General features: G+C 34.6%; 15 protein-coding genes. 3 read left to right on the top strand and 12 right to left on the bottom strand.

What is annotated here, in order from left to right; translation table 11 throughout:
* Window positions 1-48 precede the first annotated feature (48 nt).
* From C1Y58_RS01830 to C1Y58_RS01870, 9 genes are all read right to left on the bottom strand, one after another.
* A complete protein-coding gene (locus tag C1Y58_RS01830; RefSeq protein ID WP_170311486.1) occupies window positions 49-3,837 on the bottom strand; it encodes a helix-turn-helix transcriptional regulator in 3,789 nt (1,262 codons plus the stop codon).
* Window positions 3,838-4,465: 628 nt separating this feature from the next.
* Window positions 4,466-5,971: a xylulokinase gene (locus tag C1Y58_RS01835; RefSeq protein ID WP_105614285.1), complete on the bottom strand. Its 1,506-nt coding sequence runs from the start codon at window positions 5,969-5,971 to the stop codon at window positions 4,466-4,468.
* Window positions 5,968-6,396, bottom strand: a complete 429-nt coding sequence (gene fucU, locus C1Y58_RS01840) for an L-fucose mutarotase (RefSeq protein WP_105614286.1) — start codon at window positions 6,394-6,396, stop codon at window positions 5,968-5,970. The genes C1Y58_RS01835 and fucU overlap by 4 nt, the downstream gene beginning before the upstream one ends.
* A gap of 17 nt (window positions 6,397-6,413) precedes the next feature.
* Complete coding sequence (gene pfkB, locus C1Y58_RS01845) at window positions 6,414-7,358, bottom strand: 1-phosphofructokinase (protein ID WP_105614287.1); 945 nt, start codon at window positions 7,356-7,358, stop codon at window positions 6,414-6,416.
* A gap of 23 nt (window positions 7,359-7,381) precedes the next feature.
* Window positions 7,382-8,242 carry a class II fructose-bisphosphate aldolase gene (locus C1Y58_RS01850; RefSeq protein ID WP_105614288.1) on the bottom strand — a complete coding sequence of 287 codons (861 nt, stop codon included), beginning with the start codon at window positions 8,240-8,242 and terminating at the stop codon, window positions 7,382-7,384.
* Between the two features lie 16 nt (window positions 8,243-8,258).
* Window positions 8,259-9,299 (bottom strand): galactitol-1-phosphate 5-dehydrogenase, encoded by a 1,041-nt coding sequence (locus tag C1Y58_RS01855; protein WP_105614289.1) that lies wholly within the window; start codon window positions 9,297-9,299, stop codon window positions 8,259-8,261.
* A 38-nt stretch (window positions 9,300-9,337) separates the two neighbouring features.
* Complete coding sequence (locus C1Y58_RS01860) at window positions 9,338-10,381, bottom strand: aldo/keto reductase (protein WP_207655690.1); 1,044 nt, start codon at window positions 10,379-10,381, stop codon at window positions 9,338-9,340.
* A 123-nt stretch (window positions 10,382-10,504) separates the two neighbouring features.
* The gene (locus tag C1Y58_RS01865) at window positions 10,505-11,506 is read right to left on the bottom strand and encodes a LacI family DNA-binding transcriptional regulator (protein ID WP_170311487.1); all 1,002 of its coding nucleotides are present in this window, start codon (window positions 11,504-11,506) and stop codon (window positions 10,505-10,507) included.
* Window positions 11,507-11,577: 71 nt separating this feature from the next.
* A complete protein-coding gene (locus C1Y58_RS01870; protein WP_105614290.1) occupies window positions 11,578-12,951 on the bottom strand; it encodes a sulfatase family protein in 1,374 nt (457 codons plus the stop codon).
* 328 nt (window positions 12,952-13,279) lie between these two features.
* Here C1Y58_RS01870 and C1Y58_RS01875 point away from each other — a divergent pair, with 328 nt between their 5' ends.
* The 3 genes from C1Y58_RS01875 (at window position 13,280) to C1Y58_RS01885 (ending at window position 18,428) form a co-directional block, all read left to right on the top strand.
* Window positions 13,280-14,863: a response regulator gene (locus C1Y58_RS01875; RefSeq protein ID WP_105614291.1), complete on the top strand. Its 1,584-nt coding sequence runs from the start codon at window positions 13,280-13,282 to the stop codon at window positions 14,861-14,863.
* The gene (locus tag C1Y58_RS01880) at window positions 14,860-16,674 is read left to right on the top strand and encodes a sensor histidine kinase (RefSeq protein ID WP_105614292.1); all 1,815 of its coding nucleotides are present in this window, start codon (window positions 14,860-14,862) and stop codon (window positions 16,672-16,674) included. The genes C1Y58_RS01875 and C1Y58_RS01880 overlap by 4 nt, the downstream gene beginning before the upstream one ends.
* Before the next feature lie 182 nt (window positions 16,675-16,856).
* Window positions 16,857-18,428: an extracellular solute-binding protein gene (locus C1Y58_RS01885; RefSeq protein WP_105614293.1), complete on the top strand. Its 1,572-nt coding sequence runs from the start codon at window positions 16,857-16,859 to the stop codon at window positions 18,426-18,428.
* Window positions 18,429-18,475: 47 nt separating this feature from the next.
* Here the strand turns inward: C1Y58_RS01885 and C1Y58_RS01890 are convergent, their stop codons facing one another.
* Genes C1Y58_RS01890 through C1Y58_RS01900 form a run of 3 tightly spaced genes read right to left on the bottom strand, consistent with a single transcriptional unit; the run spans window position 18,476 to window position 22,546 of the window.
* The gene (locus C1Y58_RS01890; RefSeq protein WP_330404389.1) at window positions 18,476-20,455 is read right to left on the bottom strand and encodes a methyl-accepting chemotaxis protein; all 1,980 of its coding nucleotides are present in this window, start codon (window positions 20,453-20,455) and stop codon (window positions 18,476-18,478) included.
* On the bottom strand, window positions 20,452-21,483 hold the full coding sequence (locus tag C1Y58_RS01895; protein ID WP_105614295.1) for an ABC transporter ATP-binding protein: 1,032 nt from the start codon (window positions 21,481-21,483) through the stop codon (window positions 20,452-20,454). The genes C1Y58_RS01890 and C1Y58_RS01895 overlap by 4 nt, the downstream gene beginning before the upstream one ends.
* Window positions 21,484-21,520: 37 nt before the next feature.
* A complete protein-coding gene (locus tag C1Y58_RS01900; protein ID WP_207655691.1) occupies window positions 21,521-22,546 on the bottom strand; it encodes an ABC transporter ATP-binding protein in 1,026 nt (341 codons plus the stop codon).
* Between the last annotated feature and the right edge of the window lie 18 nt (window positions 22,547-22,564).

A 22,564-nucleotide genomic window follows, 5' to 3' on the forward strand; every position in this document is an offset into this window, starting at 1 on the left:
TTCCAAAGTAAAGGAAGGTCTCAAGTTTATTAGAGACCTTCCTTATGACTATTGATTGATTAGTCCAAGCTCTTTTGCTTTCATCACAGCTTGAATTCTTTTGTTCACACCTAATTTCCCATAAATATTCAATACATGTGTCTTAACTGTACTTACTGATACAAGTAAAGTTTGGGCGATATCTTTATTGGACTTTCCTAGAGCTATTAATGCAAGTACTTCAGATTCTCGCTCTGTCAATGGAACAGGCATCTCCTCAAAATTAACAGTTCCCTTGGTATAATGGTTATATGATTGCATTTTCTTCAAATAGCATATGTGGCTAGAAACAATTTTAACAAACTTCATTTTATGAGATGTAAAGTTTTCTGCTTTAGTATTATGTTGTAAGTAGATCACTCCAGCAAAAATGTTGTCATGAAGAAGCGGCATGCAAACTACAGCTCCAGGCTGATTATTTATTAAGTAAGTATCATTTGAGAAGACACCCCAATTTTGATCTTTTATTAAAAAAACAGGTTCATAGGTTCTTGCTACGTATCTAATCACCTTTTTGGACACTGTTTGCACTTCATCTAAATGTTCACAGGTTGATTGAGAAATATATTCTGGATCTATCACGGCATCAATTTGTAAGATTTCGTCACTTTCCCTAAAGATATATCCTTTATCTGCTCTAGTGAATTTTAGAATAAGTTCAAGTAGCATTTTATCTCTTTGTTTTATATGAGGTTCATTCATAATGTTATCGAGTTCATGCAAGCTAGCCGCAAACTCCATTTTTATACTTTCAGATAGATGTATATCGTTTAAATCTTTTTCTTCATTATTTCTTATAGATTCAAATTTATGTTTAATAAACATATGATATTGATGTAGAAGCATTATTGCTTTGGCGTTAGCTCCCCAATCAGTGTAATGCTTTATAGCATCATGCAAATAAACACCTGCAATCTTATATTTCTCTTTAGCTAGATAATAACGGCCAGCAAGTTCGTTAGCCAGTGCTTTATTCTGCATATATCCATACTTTTCTGCAGTTTCTATGGATTGATCATAGTAATTCATAGCTTTAATATTTTGATCTGATAAACGAGCTATTTCAGCTTCAATCAATAAATATTTATGAAGAAAGTTGTCTTGGCAATTCTCTGCCCATTTTTTTAGTTTATTCTTTATTTTCTTTAACAGACGTCTATGCTTTTTCTGTACCTTACATGATGAGCCTTTATATTGAGCTGTAATAATTAATGCATAATAAAAAAAGATTTCTGTAGCAAAGTAATAGCCGGTTACAGCTTGAATATACTTAAAAGCATTCTCAATATTTTCTAAAGCCAATTCATTGTCACCCAGCAAATATGCTGTTTCAGCTTTATAAAGATAATAATTCACTATCTCATTTTTCTCTTGAAGAATTAACTCATTCTCGAAGCCCTCATCCATGAAGTTATTAATATATTTCTTATCACCTTCAAGATACGTGATAACTTCTTTAATCATATTAATAGAATTCAAAACAGTACTGAAGCCCTTGTCTCTAGCAAACTCTAAGTAATATTCACAATCCTCCTTAAGCTGTTCCAGATTAATCCCTATGCTTAAGCTCATTTCTACGATACTCGTAATACTATACCCAGCAAATAGATACTCTCCTGATTCTAGTCCAAATGAAAAAGCACTTTTTGCATACTGTATTGCTATTTTACAATGCTGCGTCCAATAAATGACAAATGTACCTAGAGCAAGATGAACGACACTTTTTGCTGCTGTGTCATCATATACCTCACTTAAGTTCAATGCTGATCGCCCTATAGCATTAGCTTTTTTCAAGTTACCAATGATATTAGCTGTAAAAAAAGCATAACCCGCATACCCAATTGAAGCATTTTTAGTATTTCCGTGAATTGCTGAGATATTGGCTAATTTCAATATGACTAATAAAAACAACCTTGGATCTGTAATATTGGCTGACGGTGTTATAACTGTCAATATTTCTAATGATGCTTTTATATTTTTTGCATCCACTTCTTTTAAGGTGGTTAATTTATTAATCCTCCTATTCCTGAAAAGCCATAAGGAAAGTAGTATTTCACTAAGAATATGCCAACTGCCTGCTTCCTCTGATAAATGACACCCTATATATTTGAGAGCTATTACACCATGATTAATGGCTTTTGCATAATCGCCGATAAGAGAGCGATACACTGCTATCTGACTATGTATTTCAGACTTTTGTGTATCCGTTTTAGCATGAGCTAATAATTGCTCAAACAGATCTTCTGCTTTTGTAAAATGCTTACAGACGTATTCACACTGGGACAGTTGAAAATGAAGTTCATAGGTCAGGTCATAATCCACCTGCCATGAATCAAAAGATAATAAACCTAAACCAGTTTCTAAAAATTGAAGCGCTTCTTGAAAAGCAGCAGTTGTCTTAGCCTTTTTACCAGCTATTAAGTAGTATTTTGAAAGTAGTAATCTTTCCTTCGTATCTTCAACTAATTCAATGGAAAAAGTAAAATGCGGCATAACACTAACTAATCGTTTCTCAAGCTCTTCTGGCTGAATATGTTGAAGTAATGATTGACCGATGATTAAATGGATTTCTTTCCTTTCTTGAAGGTCCATTAAATCACATGCCGCCTGTTGAACTCGATCATGAATGAATTCATAATTTATTGAATGAAGAGTTTTTTTTGATACTATCAGTCCTTCATTGATAAGTATATCTAGGTCATCAGTAACCTCGTTTTTATCACCAAGTTGACTGATCATTAATAGGGTATCCAGATCAAAAGAATTTCCTAGACATGATAAAAATTTTATGAGCTCTTTTGGTTTTTTAGGAATTCTATTCAGTTTATTGATTAGAAATTTAACAACACCAATATCTGTTTGAATATTGTTAATTAATTGACTCTTCCATTGCCAACAGCCTTCTTTTTTGGTCAAAATTATGTAGTTTTTCTCAAGCATTAATTGGAGCAACTGCATGATATAAAAAGGATTTCCTAATGTTTTCTTATAAATTACCTCTGTAAGACTTAGGCGGTCTAAAATGGGTTCTTTAAAAAAAGCTTTAAGGATTCCTTCAGTAGCATCAAAATTAAAATTTCTTAAATGAAGCGTTTTTATTGATTCGTTCTTTTTATCTATACTTTGTAAAACATCAAAGAAAGGGTGTTTTTCATAAATCTCTTCTTCTCGATAGGCACCTATAAGTAACATATACTTATGACTCTGTTCATCGATTAATTGCTGAAATAGTTCAACGGAGGCTTCATCAGCCCATTGTAAGTCATCAATAAAAAGTACAAGTGGATGTTCTTTCGTAGCAAAAGCTTGTATAAAATGAATAAATATCCTTTCAAATCCTTTTTTCGCCTTTTGAGGATCAAGATTCTTACTCAAAGATTGTTTCCCAATGATTAAATCAATCTCTGGAATTATTTCAGTAATCGCCCCCCCATTTTTGCCGAGTACAGCTTTTAGCTTCTTTTTCCAAGTTTCTACACTTGCTTTAGGTTCAGTAAGAATAACTTTGATGAGTGTTCTAAATGCTTGAACAAAAGGCTTGTATGGCTCATTTCGATTGACTTGGTCAAACTTCCCACTGACATAATAGACCTCTTCAGAGATGATATTATGTATGACCTGTTTAGCCAGGGTCGTTTTGCCAGTACCTGAGTACCCTCTTATGAAGACAATTTCATAATTTCCCTGTTCAACCCTCTCATAGGCTTTTCTTAGTTTTAGACTTTCTTCACTTCTACCATAAAATATGGAATAATTTACTAAGTCACTACTTTTTTCACTCATTTCTTTGGCATACATGATGTCCCCCCCATAACCCAATAACAAAAGTGATAATTGCCGCATTTCTAGTGTGTCTCTGCTATAAAATAAGTTGTATGTCTATAATATCAAATAATTATTATTTTTTCCATAATTTTTTTGTAGTTTCTTGGCTAAAAAACTAGTCCCATACAATAATTCAAAGATTGCTACTATTCATCTTTCATATGTTAGTCAGTCTAGCATAATATTAAAATAACAAAAATAAGGAATCAAAAGATTCCTATCTTTTGATTCCTTATTCCTTATGTATTTCTTAAATATCACTCTTGTCCATCAAGATGGTGATTCAACCGTACAATTATCTATATATATCATAACAAATACCCCATTAATTCTATTTGATGATATTAGGCCAATAATACATCAAACTTGTTTACCACCTATCAGAACTATACAGTACCTATCCCTCTCCTCCTTTGAGTTTTTTTTACATCTTACCGAAATTATATCAAATTCACCTAAAAACCACATCAACCAAAAGTATGAGATTATCTAAAAAACATCCATTTTACGGGTAATATTATAGGTTTCATCACCAGATGCAAACTTATTTATTCCTAAGCAAGAAAGCTGCCAACTTACAAGTCAACAGCTTTTAAGTATCCTACCACATATGACTAGTCATCAAACAGGATAGCTTTAAATACTCTTCATAAGACTCTCTATAAGTCTTAACATGGTCATCGTTTGGTTCATGAACCCGTAATACTTTAACAGTTGTTTTTACCGCTTCTTGAAAATCCTTATAAACACCAGTTCCAACACCTGCCAGAATGGCTGCACCAAGAGTGGTAGCATGGTCTGAGTATGGCACTTCTATTCTTTTCCCGGTCACATCAGACTTAATTTGTGTCCAGACAAGACTGTTAGAACTTCCACCAACACTGGTTAGGGTTTTAGTGTAAACATTCACTTCTTTAGCAGTATCAAGGTTATGTTTTAGAGAATAGGCTACCCCCTCCATCGTACTTCGAATCATGTGTGATCGGGTTTTATCATATCCAAGTCCATAATAGACTCCTTTAGCATCACCATTCCATAAAGGAGACCTTTCACCTTTCATATAAGGAAGAAATAATACCCCATCACTGCCTGCTGGGATTTCACCCGCCTCTTGACTCATTATCACAAAAGGATTAGTATCCTCGTCTTTAGCTAGTGCTTCTTCTTTGTAACCCAGTTCTCTGTTGAACCAGTTCAAAGTCCCTCCCCCACCAGTTGTTCCACCTTGAAGTAACCAATGATTTGGCACCACATGATAACCTAATATCAACTTGGGATGTATAACTGGTTGGTCTAAACAAATGCTCATCCCTCCTGCTTGACCGCCTTGTTCTTGTGTTTGACCAACATGGATGACACCTGCTCCTAGAGTGCAACAAGCAGCATCCAACCCTCCTGCTACAACAGGTGTCCCTACAGCTAATCCTGTAAGAAATGCCGCCTTCTTTGTCACATGTCCTACCACTTCATGGGAATGATAAAAGGGTGGAATTAGTTCTATTGAGATTCCAAGCTGTCTCGCTATATCTTTATCTAATTGCCCTTTAGAAATATCAAAAAAATGATAGGCATAGCCCTGTGAATAATCTTGTGACATGACACCAGTTAATTGATAGACAATATAGGAGTTACTTTGCAGAAATTTATGGGTTTTAGAATAAACTTCTGGCTTATTCTCTTTTAGCCATAACATCTTAGGTGTCATATAACATGCATCAACTGGATTACCGCTTAAGGCTATAAGTGCTTCTTCCCCAACAGTTTTTTTCATCCACTCTGCTTCTTTTGTAGCTCTACGGTCTAACCATATCATGGTTTTACAAAGAACTTTTCCCTCCTGATCCACAGGTATACACGCCCAAGAGATACCGTCTACTCCTATCCCTTTAATTTGCTTTGCATCAATATCACTTGTCTCAAGCATTTCCTTGATACCTTCCATGATAGCTATCCACCAGTCATTACAATCTTGTTCAACTTCTCCATGTTCACCATAAAAAGTGGGATAGGTCTTCAAGGTTTCTGCTACGACATTGCCTTTACTATTGAATATAGTCATTTTACATCCTGATGTGCCCTGATCGATGCCTAATAAATACTCCATCATTGATCAACAACACCTTTTTTTAAAATAATATTGGCGTATAAAGCGGTCTCTCCTGTAGCGATAACGGCATATGCTTCCTTCGCTCGGTCATAGAAAGCAAATCTCTCAATGTTCACTATAGACTTATCGCCCTCTTTCTCTTGAATAACTTCTTTGTAAACATCCCAAATATCTGGTACATAAGTATCGCCTTTAACGACTTCCATCAAAGCCACTGGGCTATCGACATAGGTATCTAAAGGCATTACCTCTAATAGGGCATTTAGCACCTCTGGTACGCCATGTCCATCAAGTCTTATTAATCTTTTTCCCAATGATGCTGAGGGAAAATTACCATCAGCAATAACAATCTCATCTCCGTGTCCCATTTCCATTAGGACTTTCAACAACTCAGGAGATAGAATACTCGGTATCTTCTTTAACATGTCTCTTCTCCTCACTATTATGAGCTATATTTTCTCATTTTTCTAACAGTAATCTTACTTAAAAAGTCATTCACTACTTCTTGCTCCACATACCCTGTCTGATTAAACTGCGTATTGGCGCTGCCTGTGGCTGATGCTAAACGTAAGATTTCACAGTCATTTAGATTTCTTACTAGACCAACTGCAAATCCTCCGATAAAAGAATCACCAGATCCAACGGTATTGATAACTTGAATGGGTGGTATGTCTACTTTATAAATACCATCTTTTAACCCTGCTATACAGCCATTTTCACCAAGACTAATAACAGGGATCTCAATCCCTTCTTCTTTAAGAAAATGAATAGCATTGCACCAATCCTCTTCAGTGTTCATGGGTTGGTTATAAACATTCTTAATCTCATCCATGTTAGGCTTAACAAGGAAGGGTTTTGCCTTAATCCCTTCAAGAAATGCTTTCCCACTTGTATCTAACAATACTTTCTTATTCCTTTTGTGAGCAACGGTTATCATAGAATAATAAAAGGATGCGGGTAAACCCTCAGGTAAACTTCCACTTATCGTAATTAACTCTACGTCTTCAATCATGGCCTCATATTTTTTTAGAAATAAATCCTTTTCTTCCTGGCTAATACAAGGTCCTGCTTCTAAAACCTCTGTACATAGCTGATTGCTTGAATCAGTCACGTTAATGCATATTCGAGTTTCTTGTTCTATGTTCACAAAACGATTATCAATACTTAAATCCTTGATTTTCTGCGAGATAAAATCACCATTTCCTCCTCCTAGAAAGCCAGAGGCGGCTACTTTTTCCCCTAGATAATGAATGACCCTTGCTACGTTGAGTCCTTTTCCTCCTGCTGAAGCAATCATCTCCACTGGTCGATGTACCTCACCAAGCTGAAAATTTTTAACAAAATAGATTTTATCGATTGCAGGGTTCATAGTTATCGTCAGTATCATTATTTTCACCCAAATCCATTGATCTAAAATTCTGAAGCAAAGCCTTCAGTCCCACAAAGACGAATTTTATCTTTTACAACAGCTTTCACTGCCTCTCTCGCAGCCCCCATATACTTCCTTGGATCGTTGATGCTAGGATCAGAGAGGGTATCTTTTATGGCCTCTGCCATGGGGTTTTTAAGTTCAGTAGCAATATTGATTTTAGCCATGCCATGATGAATAGCCTTTTTAACACTTTCATCAGGAACACCAGAGGCTCCATGAAGTACCAATGGTACGTCCACTAACTCATTAATGGCTTCAATTCGTGGAAAATCTAATTGTGGTTCACCTTTATACATACCATGGGCAGTGCCGATAGCTACTGCAAGTGAGTCAATCCCTGTATCTTCAACGAATGTTTTAGCTTCTTCTGGAATAGTAAATGCTGCATCAGCTTCATGGACATACATATCATCTTCTACGCCACCGATTTTGCCAATTTCACCTTCTACTTGAACTCCTACTGCTTGAGCCATCTTGACTACACTTTTTACTAACTCTACATTCTCGTCATAATCAAGATGAGCACCATCGATCATGACTGACGTATAACCATACTTAATGCAGTTAACGATTGTATCAAAGGAAGGACAGTGATCCATATGTAATGCAATTGGAATATTATATTGAATGGCTGCTTCTTTTACAATTGCAGACACGTATTCAATGCCAGCATGCTTTAGGGTACCAGGTGTTGTTTGAATAATCACTGGTGAATTCAATTCCTTTGCAGCCTCAACCACTGCCTGGATGGTCTCCAGGTTATGAATATTAAATGCTGGAATAGCTTTTTTTTGCTGACTTGCTTTTTTTAATAGTTGATAAGAACTTACTAAAGCCATTTTTTCCCTCCTAAATCTAATCAAAAGTAATCATAACTTTACCATTTATTATCCTTGCTTCAATATCTTCAAAAGCTTCACTTAATTCCTCAAGTCTTACAACTCTCCCCACTAACTTTTCTACGTGTATACTTCCATTACCAAGATAATGTGCTCCTAACATCCACTCTTTTCCTGGGTATGGTGCTGAATAGGACATCCAAGAACCTCTTAGCATAAGTTCCTTACGGTTAATCAATTCAAATTGTTTGGGTGAGATATTGAAATCTTTATGTGGCGTTCCAACGAACATAACTTTAGCCTTAGCTCCTGCTATTTCTAAACATAATAATTCTGTAGCAGGTACTCCTGCTGTTTCAAGAACCATCTCAAATCCTCTTCCATCAGTTATCTTATTGACCTGTTCTGAAACATCTGCCTCTAAGGTATTGATGGTATGTGTCGCGCCTAGTTCTTTTGCCAAACTTAACTTTTCCTCATCGATATCAAATACCGTTATTTCTTTTGCTCCCATGAGTAATGCACATTGTAATGTCAGTAAACCGATAGTTCCCATCCCTGTAATGGCTACAGTCGTCAATGGTTTAAAGTCCATGAGGAACAATCCATGTAAGGCAACTGTCACAGGTTCGAGAAAAGCCCCCTGAATAAAACTTATTTCATCAGGTAGTTTTACCACGTTGACAGATGGAGCTTTAACATACTCAGTCCATGCCCCAAACTCTCTTGAACCAATAAAACTATAGTTTTTGCAAAGCGCATGGTTACCACTTAAGCAGGATTCACACTGATGACAGGGCTTCAAAGGTGCTACAGATACTTTATCCCCAACTTTTACATGAGTAACTTTCTTTCCAATTGCATCAACAATTCCGGAAAACTCATGCCCAAAAACATTGGGATAATAATGAGAGGCTGTTCCAAGCACTCTCGGCAAATCCGATCCGCATACACCAGATGCTTTCACTTGAACTAGAACTTCATTTTCATCTATATTGGGTCGATTGATCTCTTCAATACGCAGATCTTTTTGAGCGTATAGTACTGCTGCTTTCATAGGTTTTCCTCCAAACTTTTCTATGATTATAAAATGATTTACTCAGTAATTTCCCCATCAAGATCCCATAAGTCCTCCCAACTGTCCGCACCTTCCCATAGGAAAACTTGCCCTTTGATCAGGCGACAGTTCTTATCTATCTTGCTAAGTTCTTCCATTTCTTCATCTGTCAGTGGATCTTTGATTGATGCTTCAAGATTACTTCTGTACTCATTCTCTTTCACTGAGAATGGAATAGGTATTTGACCTCTTTGCACACCCCACTTAACGCAAACAACTGCAGGGTGAACATTGAGGCGCTTTGCTGCTTTAAGGACAGCTGGATCCTCTATATCTACAGTATCGTTTTCAGTCTTATCGCGATCTGGTCGAGTCGGGGAGCCTATAGGACAGAAACCAACTGGTTGAATATTCTTACTTACACAATAATCATAGAGTTCTTGCTGTTGGAAATGAGGGTGAAGCTCCATTTCATTGACTGCCGGCTTAATGATCATGTCATCCCAAACCTCTTTAAATTTGGGAATCGTCATATTGGATGTTCCTATATGCTTTACAAGTCCCATCTCAAGCAATCTCTCCATCTGTCTCCAAGTAGCCATGAATTCTTCTTTGCTGAATGGTTTTGAATCAGGATTTCTTGAGTCACCATCACATCCTGGTGCATGATAATTAGGGAAAGGCCAATGCAGTAAATAAAGGTCTAAGTAATCCAATCGCAAATCTTTTAAAGTCTGTGCACAGGATAGAAGTACATCTCCCTGTCCATGCATATCATTCCAAACTTTTGATGTAATCCAAAGTTCTTCACGTGGTACGCCACCTTGAATAGCAATTCCAAGGGACTTACCAATTTCAGGTTCATTCATATAAACTGATGCACAGTCAATATGTCTGTAACCAACAGAAATGGCACCTAAGACTGCATCTGCTATCTCCTCATTTGTAAAACGGTCGGATCCAAATGTTCCTAGACCTACAGCTGGCATCCCTGCACCAGTGTGAAGTATTCTCTTAGGAACTTCTTTGTGATTGATAGCATTTTTAACAACTTTGAAATTTGCTCTTAACTCTTGACTCATTTTCTCATCCTCCATTATTATTTATTAACGTTTAGTTCTTTTTGTTGTAATTACAGCTAAACGTTTAGTTTTTATGTAAAATAATATATCTTTATGTAATAATAAAGATATATTATGATTCCTTTATTGAAGTATCGTAACAGAATCTTTGATGTGCACTTTTGTTTTTAAACGATAAACTGCCGGAAAATCATCATAATCATCATTAAGTCGTCTTAGAATAGTTTCCGCAGCTATCTTTCCAATGTCTTTCATGGGTTGTTCTACAATAGACAAAGAAGGTTTCACTATTTTGGCTAATTGGATATTATCAAAGCCAATTAATGATAAGTCATTAGGCATCTGCACGCTAAGATCGTTAATAGCCATAATTGTTCCTATAGTCATCTCATAATTTGTTACGAAAATGGCAGTGGGTGGCTCCTCTATGTTCAATAAGTCCTTAAGTGCTTTATAACCACTTTCTACAGAATAATCACCATTGTATATCAATGCTTCATCTACTTCCAGATGATAATCCTGATGAACACGAATATAACCTTTTCTTCTCTCATCTGCTGTGTAGGTATTTTCTGGCCCACAGACGATCCCAATCCGCTTATGCTTTCGTGTTATAAGTTCTTCTACTGCTTGATAAGATGCGTTTAAGTTGTCAGCAAGTACTACATCGCAGTCCAAATTTCTTACCATTCTATCCAATAAGATAACAGGGATTTTCTTATCAATTAAACCTTTAATGTACTCATGATTACCACTATAACTAACCATGATGATACCATCAACATTTTTATTAATCAAGAATTCTAGTTTTTTCAACTCTAGCTCAGTATCCTCTTTATAATCACATACAATCATACCATACCCTTTTTCTAGAAGAGTATCCTCTATTATAGATATGATTGTTGTGAAAAAGATATTCTCTAACGAAGGTATCAAGATACCAATAGTCATTGTCTTATTCGTCTTTAACCCGCGTGCCATCTCATTTCTTTTATACCCTAACTTATCTATTGCGTCTTGAATTACTTGACGGTTTTCTTCCAACACGTTACCGCCATTAATATACTTTGAAATCGTAGCAATGGATAAACCTGAATACTTTGCTACGTCTTTTATCGTTGCCATCTCCCACCTCCAAAGCGAAACGTTTAGCTTGAATATATTGTAGCACAGATATTTCATCATTTCAATAGATTTTATATCCTTCCCTTGGAGGGGGTAGAGTTACCTGCTATACACATACTTTCAAATGCTTTTAATCTTGGATCATTTGAACGTTTCATATCTTCATATAAAAAATTCTTATATTCATCAATAATATTCTTATAAGTCTCATCGTTAATTAAATTAACTAATCCATTGGGATCATTTTCAAAGTTATAAAACTCTTCTTTTTCTCTATATAAGAACATTTTCACTCTTTGGTCAACATCTGGATTATTTTGACCTTCACGTTCCATTGCTTTAAAGGTTAGTCCAGACATGGACTCATTAAAGAATCTTGATTCCCCATCCGACCACTCGTTAAATATGTAGCCATATTTCTTAGTCAGAACACTTCTCATCTCAAAATTCATTCTCTTGAAATTAGCATTGAATAAAGTAAATGCTTTATCCCTCTTCCGTTCATCATTTTTACCAAGTAATACATTCATGAATGATCTACCGTCATAATCTTTTTCATTATATGGAATATCCATGATATCTAAAATTGTTGGCATTATATCCACACCTGTGACAATATTGTCTTCATCAACTGATTCTGGTTCGATAATATTGGGCCACTTAATAATAAGTGGTGTTTTTGTGCTGTTTAAATAACAGTTTGTTTTTGCAAAAGGAAAGGCCATACCATTATCACTTAAAAACATGACAATAGTATTATCTGCAAAACCTGATTCATCTAATGCTTGTAATACACATCCAATAGACTGATCCGCTCGATGAACGGAAGTACAGTATTGAGCTATTTCTTTCCTTACGTCAGGGATATCTGGAAGAAACCCAGGTACTTCTACTTCTTCAGACTCCCATGTTCTACTGGCTTCAGTATTCACGCCAAACTTATCTAATTCTTGTTGACTTCCAGCAAAAGGTCTATGAGGGTCATTTGAATTGACCATGAGGAAAAAGGGTTGTTCTTGATTTTTAACACGATCAAAAAATTCTTTTGAACATTGATAATAATACTCTGGCTTCCTTCCCCAATAATATTTCTTATTATTGAATTCTTTAATATAATCCCAGCAATATTTATGTATAGGAGCTAGATGCCCAACCTTACTGATTATACCGTTTATATAACCCTTTTCTAAAAGTAGCTCTTGTAACGTATTAACTGAATGTGAAATAGGTGAAAACCCATGAGAACCATTGTTATGTGGGTATTTTCCTGTCATTATACATTGTCTAGATGGTTGACAAACAGATACATTCACATGAGCATGTTTGAAGAACAAGCCCTCTTTCAACAATTTATCAATATTAGGAGTTATTGATTTTTCATTATACAAACCAATGGAATCATAGTTCATATCATCAACAGTAATAAAAAGTATGTTTGTGTTCATTAAAATTCCTCCTCATCTTATACCCTCTCCCAAAAGTTATTTTATTATTAAAATTATATACTCATTTTACTATCTATAACAATGACACTTGGCATTATTATATAATAATGTATTGATAAATATGAAACATACCAACTAACCCTTTAACCAATTCCTATGCTTTTTTCTCTATTACCTTCAAAGCCAATCGTTTAGTTTAGATACTTGTAACATAGTAAATCTATCATTTCAACCATCATATTGGTTGTATTATAGTATTTCTACTTAGCGAATTAAGATATTGAAGAGTATCGTAAAAGTCTATATAATAATAGGTGGGGGGATTTTTATGTATAAAATGCTTATTGTTGATGATTTTGATATTGATCGCGAAAATATAAAAGATTGTTTATCATGGGAGAGTATTGGTATTGCTATCGTCGGTGAAGCAATTGATGGAAAAGATGCTCTCTCAAAAATTGATCAGTGCCAACCTGATTTTATCTTGACCGATGTTCAAATGCCATTCATCAACGGTATTGAATTGGCAGAGCAGGTTAAGTCTCTACATCCAGAAATTAAAGTTATTTTTATGAGTTATTATAATGACTTTGAATATTTAAAGTCTGCTATTGATTTAAATGCACATGGCTATATATTGAAACCATTTGTACTTGAGGAAGTTAAGGAAGTCTTTCTAAAACTTATCAAAAAAGCTGATAAGGATAATAGATTAAAACAACTCTTAATTGAAAGTAAACCATTACTCATCAATCGCTTCTATAAAAATCTACTACTCGGTCATTTCAAAGATGAAAAACAAATCTTATTAAGAGCGAACTATCTTAATGAACCGCTTACAGTTGGTTATGTTCAAGTAATTATTGTAGAAATTGATGAAGATAATGTTAAAGATAATGTTAATATTGAAGAATTCTATCTGTTCAACTTAAAACTTGAAAGGAAGCTTGAAGAACTATGTGATACTCATCATATTTATAATACATGCCAAATTGACGACTATCACCATGTCATTATTATTAATGATGAAAGATATGATAATATCATTAAAATAAGTTTTGAATTCTTGGAAGAACTAACTAATCTGATCAAGTCCGATCAAGATGCATATACCATTGGTGTTAGTAGCATAGCTGATGAGCTGTCAAAAATTTCGATATTACATGATGAGTGTCAATATGCTTTACGCTTTCGTTTTCATTATGGTACAGGACAGATTATTAACTATGAGGATATCTCTGCACCAAGTACAACGCCAGATATTAAATTAAGTTCTCTACAAGATGATATAAAAATCTTAATTAGTTCAAGCAACACTACTGATATAGATACCTACATCAATCAATTATTTGGTGATATGGTACTAACTAATGAAAGTACCTATATCCGAAATATTACATTTGGTGTTATTATGTGTTTACGATTTGTACTGGATGAATTCAATATCAGCTTACGCGCTGTGTACGGTGATAGAGAAAAGGAACTCTGGGTAACAGTCAATGAGTTTAAAACCATCGAGGAACTTAAAGAATGGTTATATGATATTATTTATGCAGCTAGTCGCTATTATACCGAAACTAAAAATAACAAAAACAACAAAATTATAGCAAATATCAAGCATTATATAAATGAAAACTATATGAATGATATTACTGTAAAAGAAATAGCGAGCCACTTTTATTACACCCCCAATTATTTAAACACATTATTTAAAAAAGAAATTGGACAATCCATACCTGATTACATAACTGAATTTAGAGTTAATAAAGCGAAACTCTTACTTGAATCCTCAAATTTAAAAATATATGAGGTAATAGAATCAGTAGGTTACCGCCGTGCTTCTCACTTTAATTCTATCTTTAAAAGATATACAGGTTTTACACCAAGCGAATTTAGGGGGAAGACCCATTGAAAACTAAAAAAAACCTATTACACTACTTTACTTATGATATGAACTTAGCCAATAAATTTAAGCTCTCATTTTTCATCGTTACAATCATACCGATATTCTTACTAAGTTCTTTAGCTATTTATATCATGAGTTCCTATATAGAAAAAGTAGAAAAAAAGAATCAATACGACCAGATTAAAAGAATTAACACCACAATTGACTATCATTATTATGAATTTGAAAATAGAATAGATAATATTTTTTTTGATACCAATCTTCAATCTATACTAACTGACAAACATGAAAACATTGCAGATAAAGTTAATGCCTATGACTATATTGATACCCTAATATCATCCATAACCTTGGATATTAACAATTCTGTTTCTAAAGACCATAACACTGAGATAAAAGTTAACATATACTCCAATAATAAAACCTTAATACCTTATCGATCTTATTTTCACTCATTGCATACTGAATATGATGAACGCTGGGTGCTCAATACCTTAGTATCACGCCAGAAGCAATGGCACATTATTCAAGACTCCAATCAAGAACCCTCTATCAAATTGAGTAGGCAGTTAGTAGATTTTAATACCCAAGAATTGATAGGAATTGCAAGTATAGAAATCCCGTTATCAACTATATTACAGATAATAGAGAGTACTGCCAATAATGTTGATGAGGCTCTAGCGTATTTAGATACTAATGGTGATGTTATTGTTCAAACAGATAATTTTTCTGCTGAATTAATGACAGTAGTTCAAACATATTCTAGAAGTAATTTAGGTGAAATGGTAACTTATAAAGTAGATAATCAGCAATATCTAATCAGTAGTGTCCCCTCAGATACTACTGGTTGGTATCTCATCTCTGCTTTACCCTTGAAATTTATCAAAGAAGGTTCCAAACAAATACGGCTATTTACATTATTTGTTGCCATCATAGCAGTATTAATTTCTGTATCCATGTCAACTTATTTATCAGGTCTTATCTCTTCACGATTAGGCTCTTTGATGCTAAAAATTAGGAAGGTGGAGGAAAATTATTACACTCCTTTAGAATCTATCGAGGGTCACGATGAGATAGGTAAGCTGGATCATGTATTTAATAATATGATTAATGAGATCAAGCATCTTATCGATACAGAATATAAATCAAGAATAATTAGAGATAGTGCCAAATTGGATCTCTTACAAGAGCAAATTAATCCACACCTTTTGTACAATACTCTTTCGACCATTGGTTGGCAAGCCAAGCAAAGTGGTAATATGGCCATATTTGATATAACAAATAGCTTAATTCGTTTCTACAGAACCTCGCTTAATAGAGGTGAAGTTATTATACCCGTCAAACAAGAAATAGCCATGACTTTAGAGTATATCGATCTCATTCAATATACCTATAGGTTAGATTTTGAGAAGAAGATTTTTATAGATGAAGAGGTTTATCAATACCATACTATTAAACTTATATTGCAACCTATTATTGAAAACGCCATTATGCATGGCATTAGGTATATGGAGGAAAATGCTCTCCTACAATTAAGCTGCCGTGTCAATAATAATCGAATCATCCTTACTATTGAAGATAATGGTAATGGAATGGATGAAAAAACTGTGCAAGCATTATTATCTACAGATCTCAATAGTCTTGATAAAGGATATGGTTTAAGTAACGTTATTAAAAGATTAAAGCTTTATTATGGTGATCGCCACAAAGTGTCTATAAAAAGTAATTTAGGTATTGGGACATTAATAAGCATCTCATTAGAAGCAATGGATGAAAGAACTATCAAAGATTATTTGGAGAAACGTTATTTATTATAAGATCATCAATTTGGTCTATATAGTTTGTTAATTTGGTCTATATATTGTTAATTCAGGCTATATATTGTTAATTAAAGCACTCGAAATGAGAGTTAAAGAAGTTTATAATTGATATTATAAATATAATATTGTAACTGTATAATAACCTTACATAGACTGCTATATTTTTTGGGGGGCAATTTATGAATAAAGGATTAAAACCTATCTGTTTATTAATTTTCTTAATGCCATTCTTATGGGGCTGTACCAGTAGTGATAGCAACCTTAGTCATTCAAAAGAAAACCGAGAAATTACAAAAACCTTACGCATTATGATTCGAGATTGGGATGAAGAGTTTCCAACTGGGCAGACTCTTACAGATAACTGGACTACACGCTATAGTCAAAAAAACTTTGGAGATCCTAACAATATCATTTTGGAATATGTTCCTATTGAACAATCTAACTACTATGATGAACTCAATATTGTAATGGCCTCTGGTAATCCACCTGATATTATCTTTGCCAATCGTAGAGCCTTTGCAATTAATTATGCTGTTCAAGGCATGTTGCATGATTTAACCGAATACTACAATGCAACAGGGGAAAATCTTAAAACAGCATTAGGTGATAGCCATATCAGAAAATTCGGTATGGTACACGATGAGCTCAATTTTATTCCTGCTGTCGGTGGAACAACCCCAATTGCGAACAATTGGATACGAAAAGATTGGTTAGATCACTTAGGCTTACCTGTGCCAACGACTGTGGAACAATGGTATCAAACCTTAAAGACTTTTAAAGAAAAGGATCCTGGTGGTATTGGTACAGAGAATGTGATCCCTTGGGCTATGTATGATTTAACTCATCCCACACAATATGAGACTTTCATGGCAGCATTTATTGAGGATATGTCTGAAGAGGATTATTACGCCTACTCCTATATGAATGATTTTCTAAAACCAGGGTTTGAAGAAGGTTTATACTTTTTAAACAAAATGTATAATGAAGGTTTAATTAGTCCCGAATTTGCCCTTGATCAAGATGAAAAGCAGTTTGAGAAAGATATCATCTCAGGTAATGCTGGATTTTTTGTAACCAATGCTCTTGATCCTTTATCTACTGACTCAGACAGCATTTACAATGTATTGAAAGATAACAATCAAGATGCAGAGATTATACCAATTAATCCTTTTCAAAATAGCAAAGGTCAATACCCAACACCACAATATCAACCTAAAGGTACACACATTATGGTACCTAAAGTCAGTGATGTACCTGATCTAGCTATGATGTATCTAAATTGGATGGCTGAACCTGAAACTTCAAAAAAACTGTATTGGGGTATTGAAGGATTAACTTATGAAGCCATCGATGATTTTCCAGTTAAATTACTAACTAATAAGGAAAATGAGCATATAGTACTAAGAGAACTTATCTTATATGATGGACCACCTGTTCAGGATAAAAAGCAACTATGGAATGTTGTTTCTATGGGTAAAGTAGATTATGATTTATCTATTAAAGCTTTGGAAATAGCATCTACTAATCCCTTTTACCGTGAACCTTTTTTCCCTGAACCTCTTGTAAAGGAAGCTAAATATAATACGCTAATGAGGGATGCCATTACTAAGCTTGTTACAAACGCTATTACTTGTTGTCCATCGGATTTTCAGCAAGTTTTTGAGTCTGGGGTAGCAGATATAATGAAGAATGGTGGATCCCAAATCATCGATGAAAAAAGAGAAGTATATAGAGAGAGTATTATGAAATAACAATAGCGTAAGATAGACATATCTATCTTACGCTATTTAGTATAATGTTACTCCCATTTAAAATGAGCAATTTTATTATCTAATTGTACACTTAAGCCTTTTAGGTGCTCTGCTGCTTTTGCCACCTCTTCTACACGATCTGATTGATGATGCATAGCTGTACTCACTTGTTCTGATGCAGCAGCTGTTTCTTGAGATACTGAAGTCACATTTTCAATCGTACATAAAATCAAGTCTTTTTCTTTATCAATTTGTTCGATTGACTGAACCATATTATCAATGATGTCGATAATGTCTTTTATAGCATAGGATATGGATTCAACAGAAACATTTACATGTCCAACTGACTGTGTTTGTTCGACAGAACTTCTTTTCACATCCTTCATTATTTCTACTGTATGCATGGAATTCTCTTGTATTGTGTTGATGATGCCATTAATTTGATTGGTAGCCTCACTGGTGTTAACGGCAAGGTTTCGAATTTCACCTGCTACAACTGCAAATCCTCGTCCATATTCTCCAGCCCTGGCTGCTTCAATAGAAGCATTTAAGGAAAGTAAATTGGTTTGTTGAGCTATGGTTTCAATGGATTCTAATATCTGATTGACTTTTAATGATTGTTGATTCAATTCAATAATTGCTGTTTCGACTCTTTCAATGGCTTGATTTTGCTCCTTGGTTTTTATTTGAAGGTTATTAACGGCTTGCTCACCACTGCTGTTGGATTTTTTCACCATATTCGTTGATTGCAAAACTGTTTCCCTTTGATGATTTAAACTAGCTAATCTGTCTGATAGTTTTAATAGAATATGAGCTCCATTTTCAGCCTCCTGACTTTGTTCAGCTGATCCTTTTGCAATTTCAATAGAAGAAGTAGCTACTTGCTGTGCTGAGATACTGGCTTCTTCAGCTGTATTTGTTAGCATTTCTGATGCTTTAGATATATCAATTGATACATGTTTAAGGCTGCTAACCAATTGTCCAACCTCTTCCACCATACTATTAAATCCTTCACCAAGCCATTTTATTTCATCATTACTTTTAATTAAACTCCTTACACGAAAATCCCCATTCTTAGTTTTTTCAAAGTCTTTAAGTAAACTATTTATATTACTAGATAATCTCCTGGACATTAACGTCGTCATGATCAAAGCACTTACAAAAGTAAGAATACCAATAATAATAGTCGTAATGATTAATTCCATGGTATCTTCCGAAATTTCATCCCGATTAACAGCAGCTACAAGGGTACAGTTTAGCTTTCCTACTGGGACAGAAACAAAGAAGTTATTTTTATTTTCAATATGACTAATATCCAATCCAATCTTATCTGAAACTTTATGGGTTAAGATAGTCTTATTCTGATCAAGTAGCATGGCATAGCCCTCCTTACCAATCTTAAGGTTATTAACTTCATTACCTATTTTACTGATAAGAACATCAATCCCAACTATACCAATAACCTCCTCATTCTTGCTAATAGGTGCCATAATACGAATGATAGGCTGACCATTAAAATCTTTGATAGGTTCTGATATTAATACTTTATCTTGCTCTTGAGTTTCTAAATACCACTCTTTCTCAGTTGGCTTATAGTCTTTTGGCAGTTTAATCTCTGGTGATGAAAATATCTCCCCTTGCTGTGTAACTAGAAAAATTCGCTCTGCCATTTCATTAGATACCATATAGTTCTCAAAGGAATCATATAAACGATCCATGATGATACTTCGTAAATTACCATTTGCAATATCTACCACATAATCAGCTCTTGAGAACTCATCTACTTTTTGTTCAAAGGTATTAATTAAAGCATCCAATATCTCAGCTTCTTTAGTAATTAACTGTAAGGAGGTTGATTCTAAGTTTTTCTCTAATAGCTTTGATGCCTTATAGTAGGAGCTGCCTCCAAAAATAACAAGTAAAGCTGTGATGATAATAAAAAATAGTAATCTAATCTTAAAACCTATGCCATAAACTTTTTTCTTATCTTGTTTATTTTTTATTGTTACCCCTCCTAAATCCTTCAGGCAATACTGTAATCTTGCTTACTTATTCCATTTAACTTCAATTCCTCGGCGTGGTGGCAGCACACAAAGTGTCCATCCTCCATTTCCTGTAATCCTGGTGTAGTCTTCTTACACTTCTCTGTCATGTGAGGACACCTTGGATGGAAATGACACCCAGTAGGTGGTTTAACTGGATTTGGGACTTCTCCTTGTAAGATAATTCGCTCATTTTCATTATCAGGATCTGGCACTGGTACGGCAGATAATAAAGCCTCTGTATACGGATGTTTTGGATGAAAAAATAAATCATCTGTAGATGCTAACTCTACTATTCTTCCTAAATACATAACAGCAACTCTATCGGATATATGTTCAACGACAGAAAGGTCATGAGCAATAAAAACATAGGTGGTTTCAAATTCCTTTTGTAAATCTTTAAGAAGGTTAATAATCTGGGCTTGAATAGATACGTCCAAAGCTGAAACAGCTTCATCACATACAATGAGCTTAGGTGATGTAATTAGGGCTCTAGCAATTCCAATACGCTGTCGCTGTCCTCCAGAAAAGGCATGGGGATAGCGCTTTAGAAAACTGATATTTAGTCCAGTTTTTTCTGCCATTAACTTAACACGCTCTTCTATCTCTGTTCTACTTAATTTGAAATTGGCTTTAAGTGGTTCACTAATGATATCAAATACTGTCATTCTTGGATCTAAAGAAGAATTAGGATCCTGAAAGATCATCTGGATATCTTTTCTAACTTGTTTATATGTATTTTTCTTTGCCTTTAGAAAGTCGACTTGTTCACCATCTTCACCATTATATAGAACTTCACCTGTGGTTGCATTAATTCCTCTAACAATGCATCTACCTAGCGTAGTCTTACCGCAGCCTGATTCTCCTACGATACCTAATGTTTCGCCCTTTTGTATAGAAAATGATACATTAGAAACTGCTTTAACAGTTGTATTCTTTGATTTACCTAAATTCCCTGACTTTACAACAAAATCTTTTGTTAGGTTCTTTACTTCTAAAATATTATCTGACATGAGTCTCCTCCATTTCTATATTCTTCTTAGGAAAAAATCACTTTTTCTTATAATGGAAGCAGCTGACCCAATGATTTGGTGATACCTCTATGTCCGTTACTTCCTGCTGATCACACAAGCCTTCAATTCTTTGCTCACATCGATCATAAAACCCACATCTTTCAGGTAAATTTATAGGGACGGGTACTGTTCCCTCTATGGATTCCAATCTTTTCTTCGTTGTATCACCCATTACAGGAACCGAACGCAATAATCCTTTTGTATAAGGGTGCTTAGGGTTTTTAAATACTTCCCTGACAGATGCCTTCTCAACTATTTTACCTAAATACATAACCGCTACCTCATCGCACATTTCAGCTACTGTACCAAGGTCATGGGTTATAAAAAGTATGGCTGTGTCCATATCCTTTTTCAAATCTTTCATCAATTCTAATACTTGAGCCTGGATTGTAACATCAAGTGCTGTAGTTGGCTCATCTGCTATCAATAATGCTGGATTGCAGGCAAGTGCCATTGCAATCATAGCTCTTTGTCGCATACCACCTGAAAACTCATGGGGGTATTGCTTGATCCTTTTTTCAGGATTTGCAATCCCTACTTTGTCTAGCATCTCAATGGCTATTCTTTCCGCTTCTTTTTTATCTTTAGTTCGGTGAAGGAGAATATTCTCCATAATTTGATTACCAATGGTATAAAAAGGTGAAAAGGCAGTCATGGGTTCTTGGAAAATCATTGATATTTTCCCCCCACGAATAGCACGAATTTCAGAGCTATCATTATTCAATTCTAATATATTGTTTGACTTTTTATCTTTATATTCATCATTATAAAAATACACTTCACCTGATAAATCACTTGTTTTAGGATTGATACGAATAATAGCTTTACTAGTCAAACTTTTACCACAGCCCGACTCGCCTACAAGGCCTAGGGTTTTACCCTTTTCTAATGTAAAGCTAATCCCATCTACAGCTTTCAATATACCCTCATCTGTATTAAAGTGCACTCTTAAATCTTTTACTTCAAGTAACGTTTCCTTTTGTTGACTCTTTGCATTTTCCATAATAACCTCCATTAAACG

The sequence above is a fragment of the Vallitalea okinawensis genome (assembly GCF_002964605.1).
Lineage (GTDB): Bacteria > Bacillota > Clostridia > Lachnospirales > PQDH01 > Vallitalea_A > Vallitalea_A okinawensis.

What these genes read in the sequence shown, in the direction of transcription:
- C1Y58_RS01830 (WP_170311486.1), bottom strand. Translation starts at nt 3,837, where the DNA reads ATGTATGCCAAAGAAATGAGTGAAAAAAGTAGTGACTTAGTAAATTAT.
- C1Y58_RS01835 (WP_105614285.1), bottom strand. Translation starts at nt 5,971, where the DNA reads ATGATGGAGTATTTATTAGGCATCGATCAGGGCACATCAGGATGTAAA.
- fucU (WP_105614286.1), bottom strand. Translation starts at nt 6,396, where the DNA reads ATGTTAAAGAAGATACCGAGTATTCTATCTCCTGAGTTGTTGAAAGTC.
- pfkB (WP_105614287.1), bottom strand. Translation starts at nt 7,358, where the DNA reads ATGATACTGACGATAACTATGAACCCTGCAATCGATAAAATCTATTTT.
- C1Y58_RS01850 (WP_105614288.1), bottom strand. Translation starts at nt 8,242, where the DNA reads ATGGCTTTAGTAAGTTCTTATCAACTATTAAAAAAAGCAAGTCAGCAA.
- C1Y58_RS01855 (WP_105614289.1), bottom strand. Translation starts at nt 9,299, where the DNA reads ATGAAAGCAGCAGTACTATACGCTCAAAAAGATCTGCGTATTGAAGAG.
- C1Y58_RS01860 (WP_207655690.1), bottom strand. Translation starts at nt 10,381, where the DNA reads ATGAGTCAAGAGTTAAGAGCAAATTTCAAAGTTGTTAAAAATGCTATC.
- C1Y58_RS01865 (WP_170311487.1), bottom strand. Translation starts at nt 11,506, where the DNA reads ATGGCAACGATAAAAGACGTAGCAAAGTATTCAGGTTTATCCATTGCT.
- C1Y58_RS01870 (WP_105614290.1), bottom strand. Translation starts at nt 12,951, where the DNA reads ATGAACACAAACATACTTTTTATTACTGTTGATGATATGAACTATGAT.
- C1Y58_RS01875 (WP_105614291.1), top strand. Translation starts at nt 13,280, where the DNA reads ATGTATAAAATGCTTATTGTTGATGATTTTGATATTGATCGCGAAAAT.
- C1Y58_RS01885 (WP_105614293.1), top strand. Translation starts at nt 16,857, where the DNA reads ATGAATAAAGGATTAAAACCTATCTGTTTATTAATTTTCTTAATGCCA.
- C1Y58_RS01895 (WP_105614295.1), bottom strand. Translation starts at nt 21,483, where the DNA reads ATGTCAGATAATATTTTAGAAGTAAAGAACCTAACAAAAGATTTTGTT.
- C1Y58_RS01900 (WP_207655691.1), bottom strand. Translation starts at nt 22,546, where the DNA reads ATGGAAAATGCAAAGAGTCAACAAAAGGAAACGTTACTTGAAGTAAAA.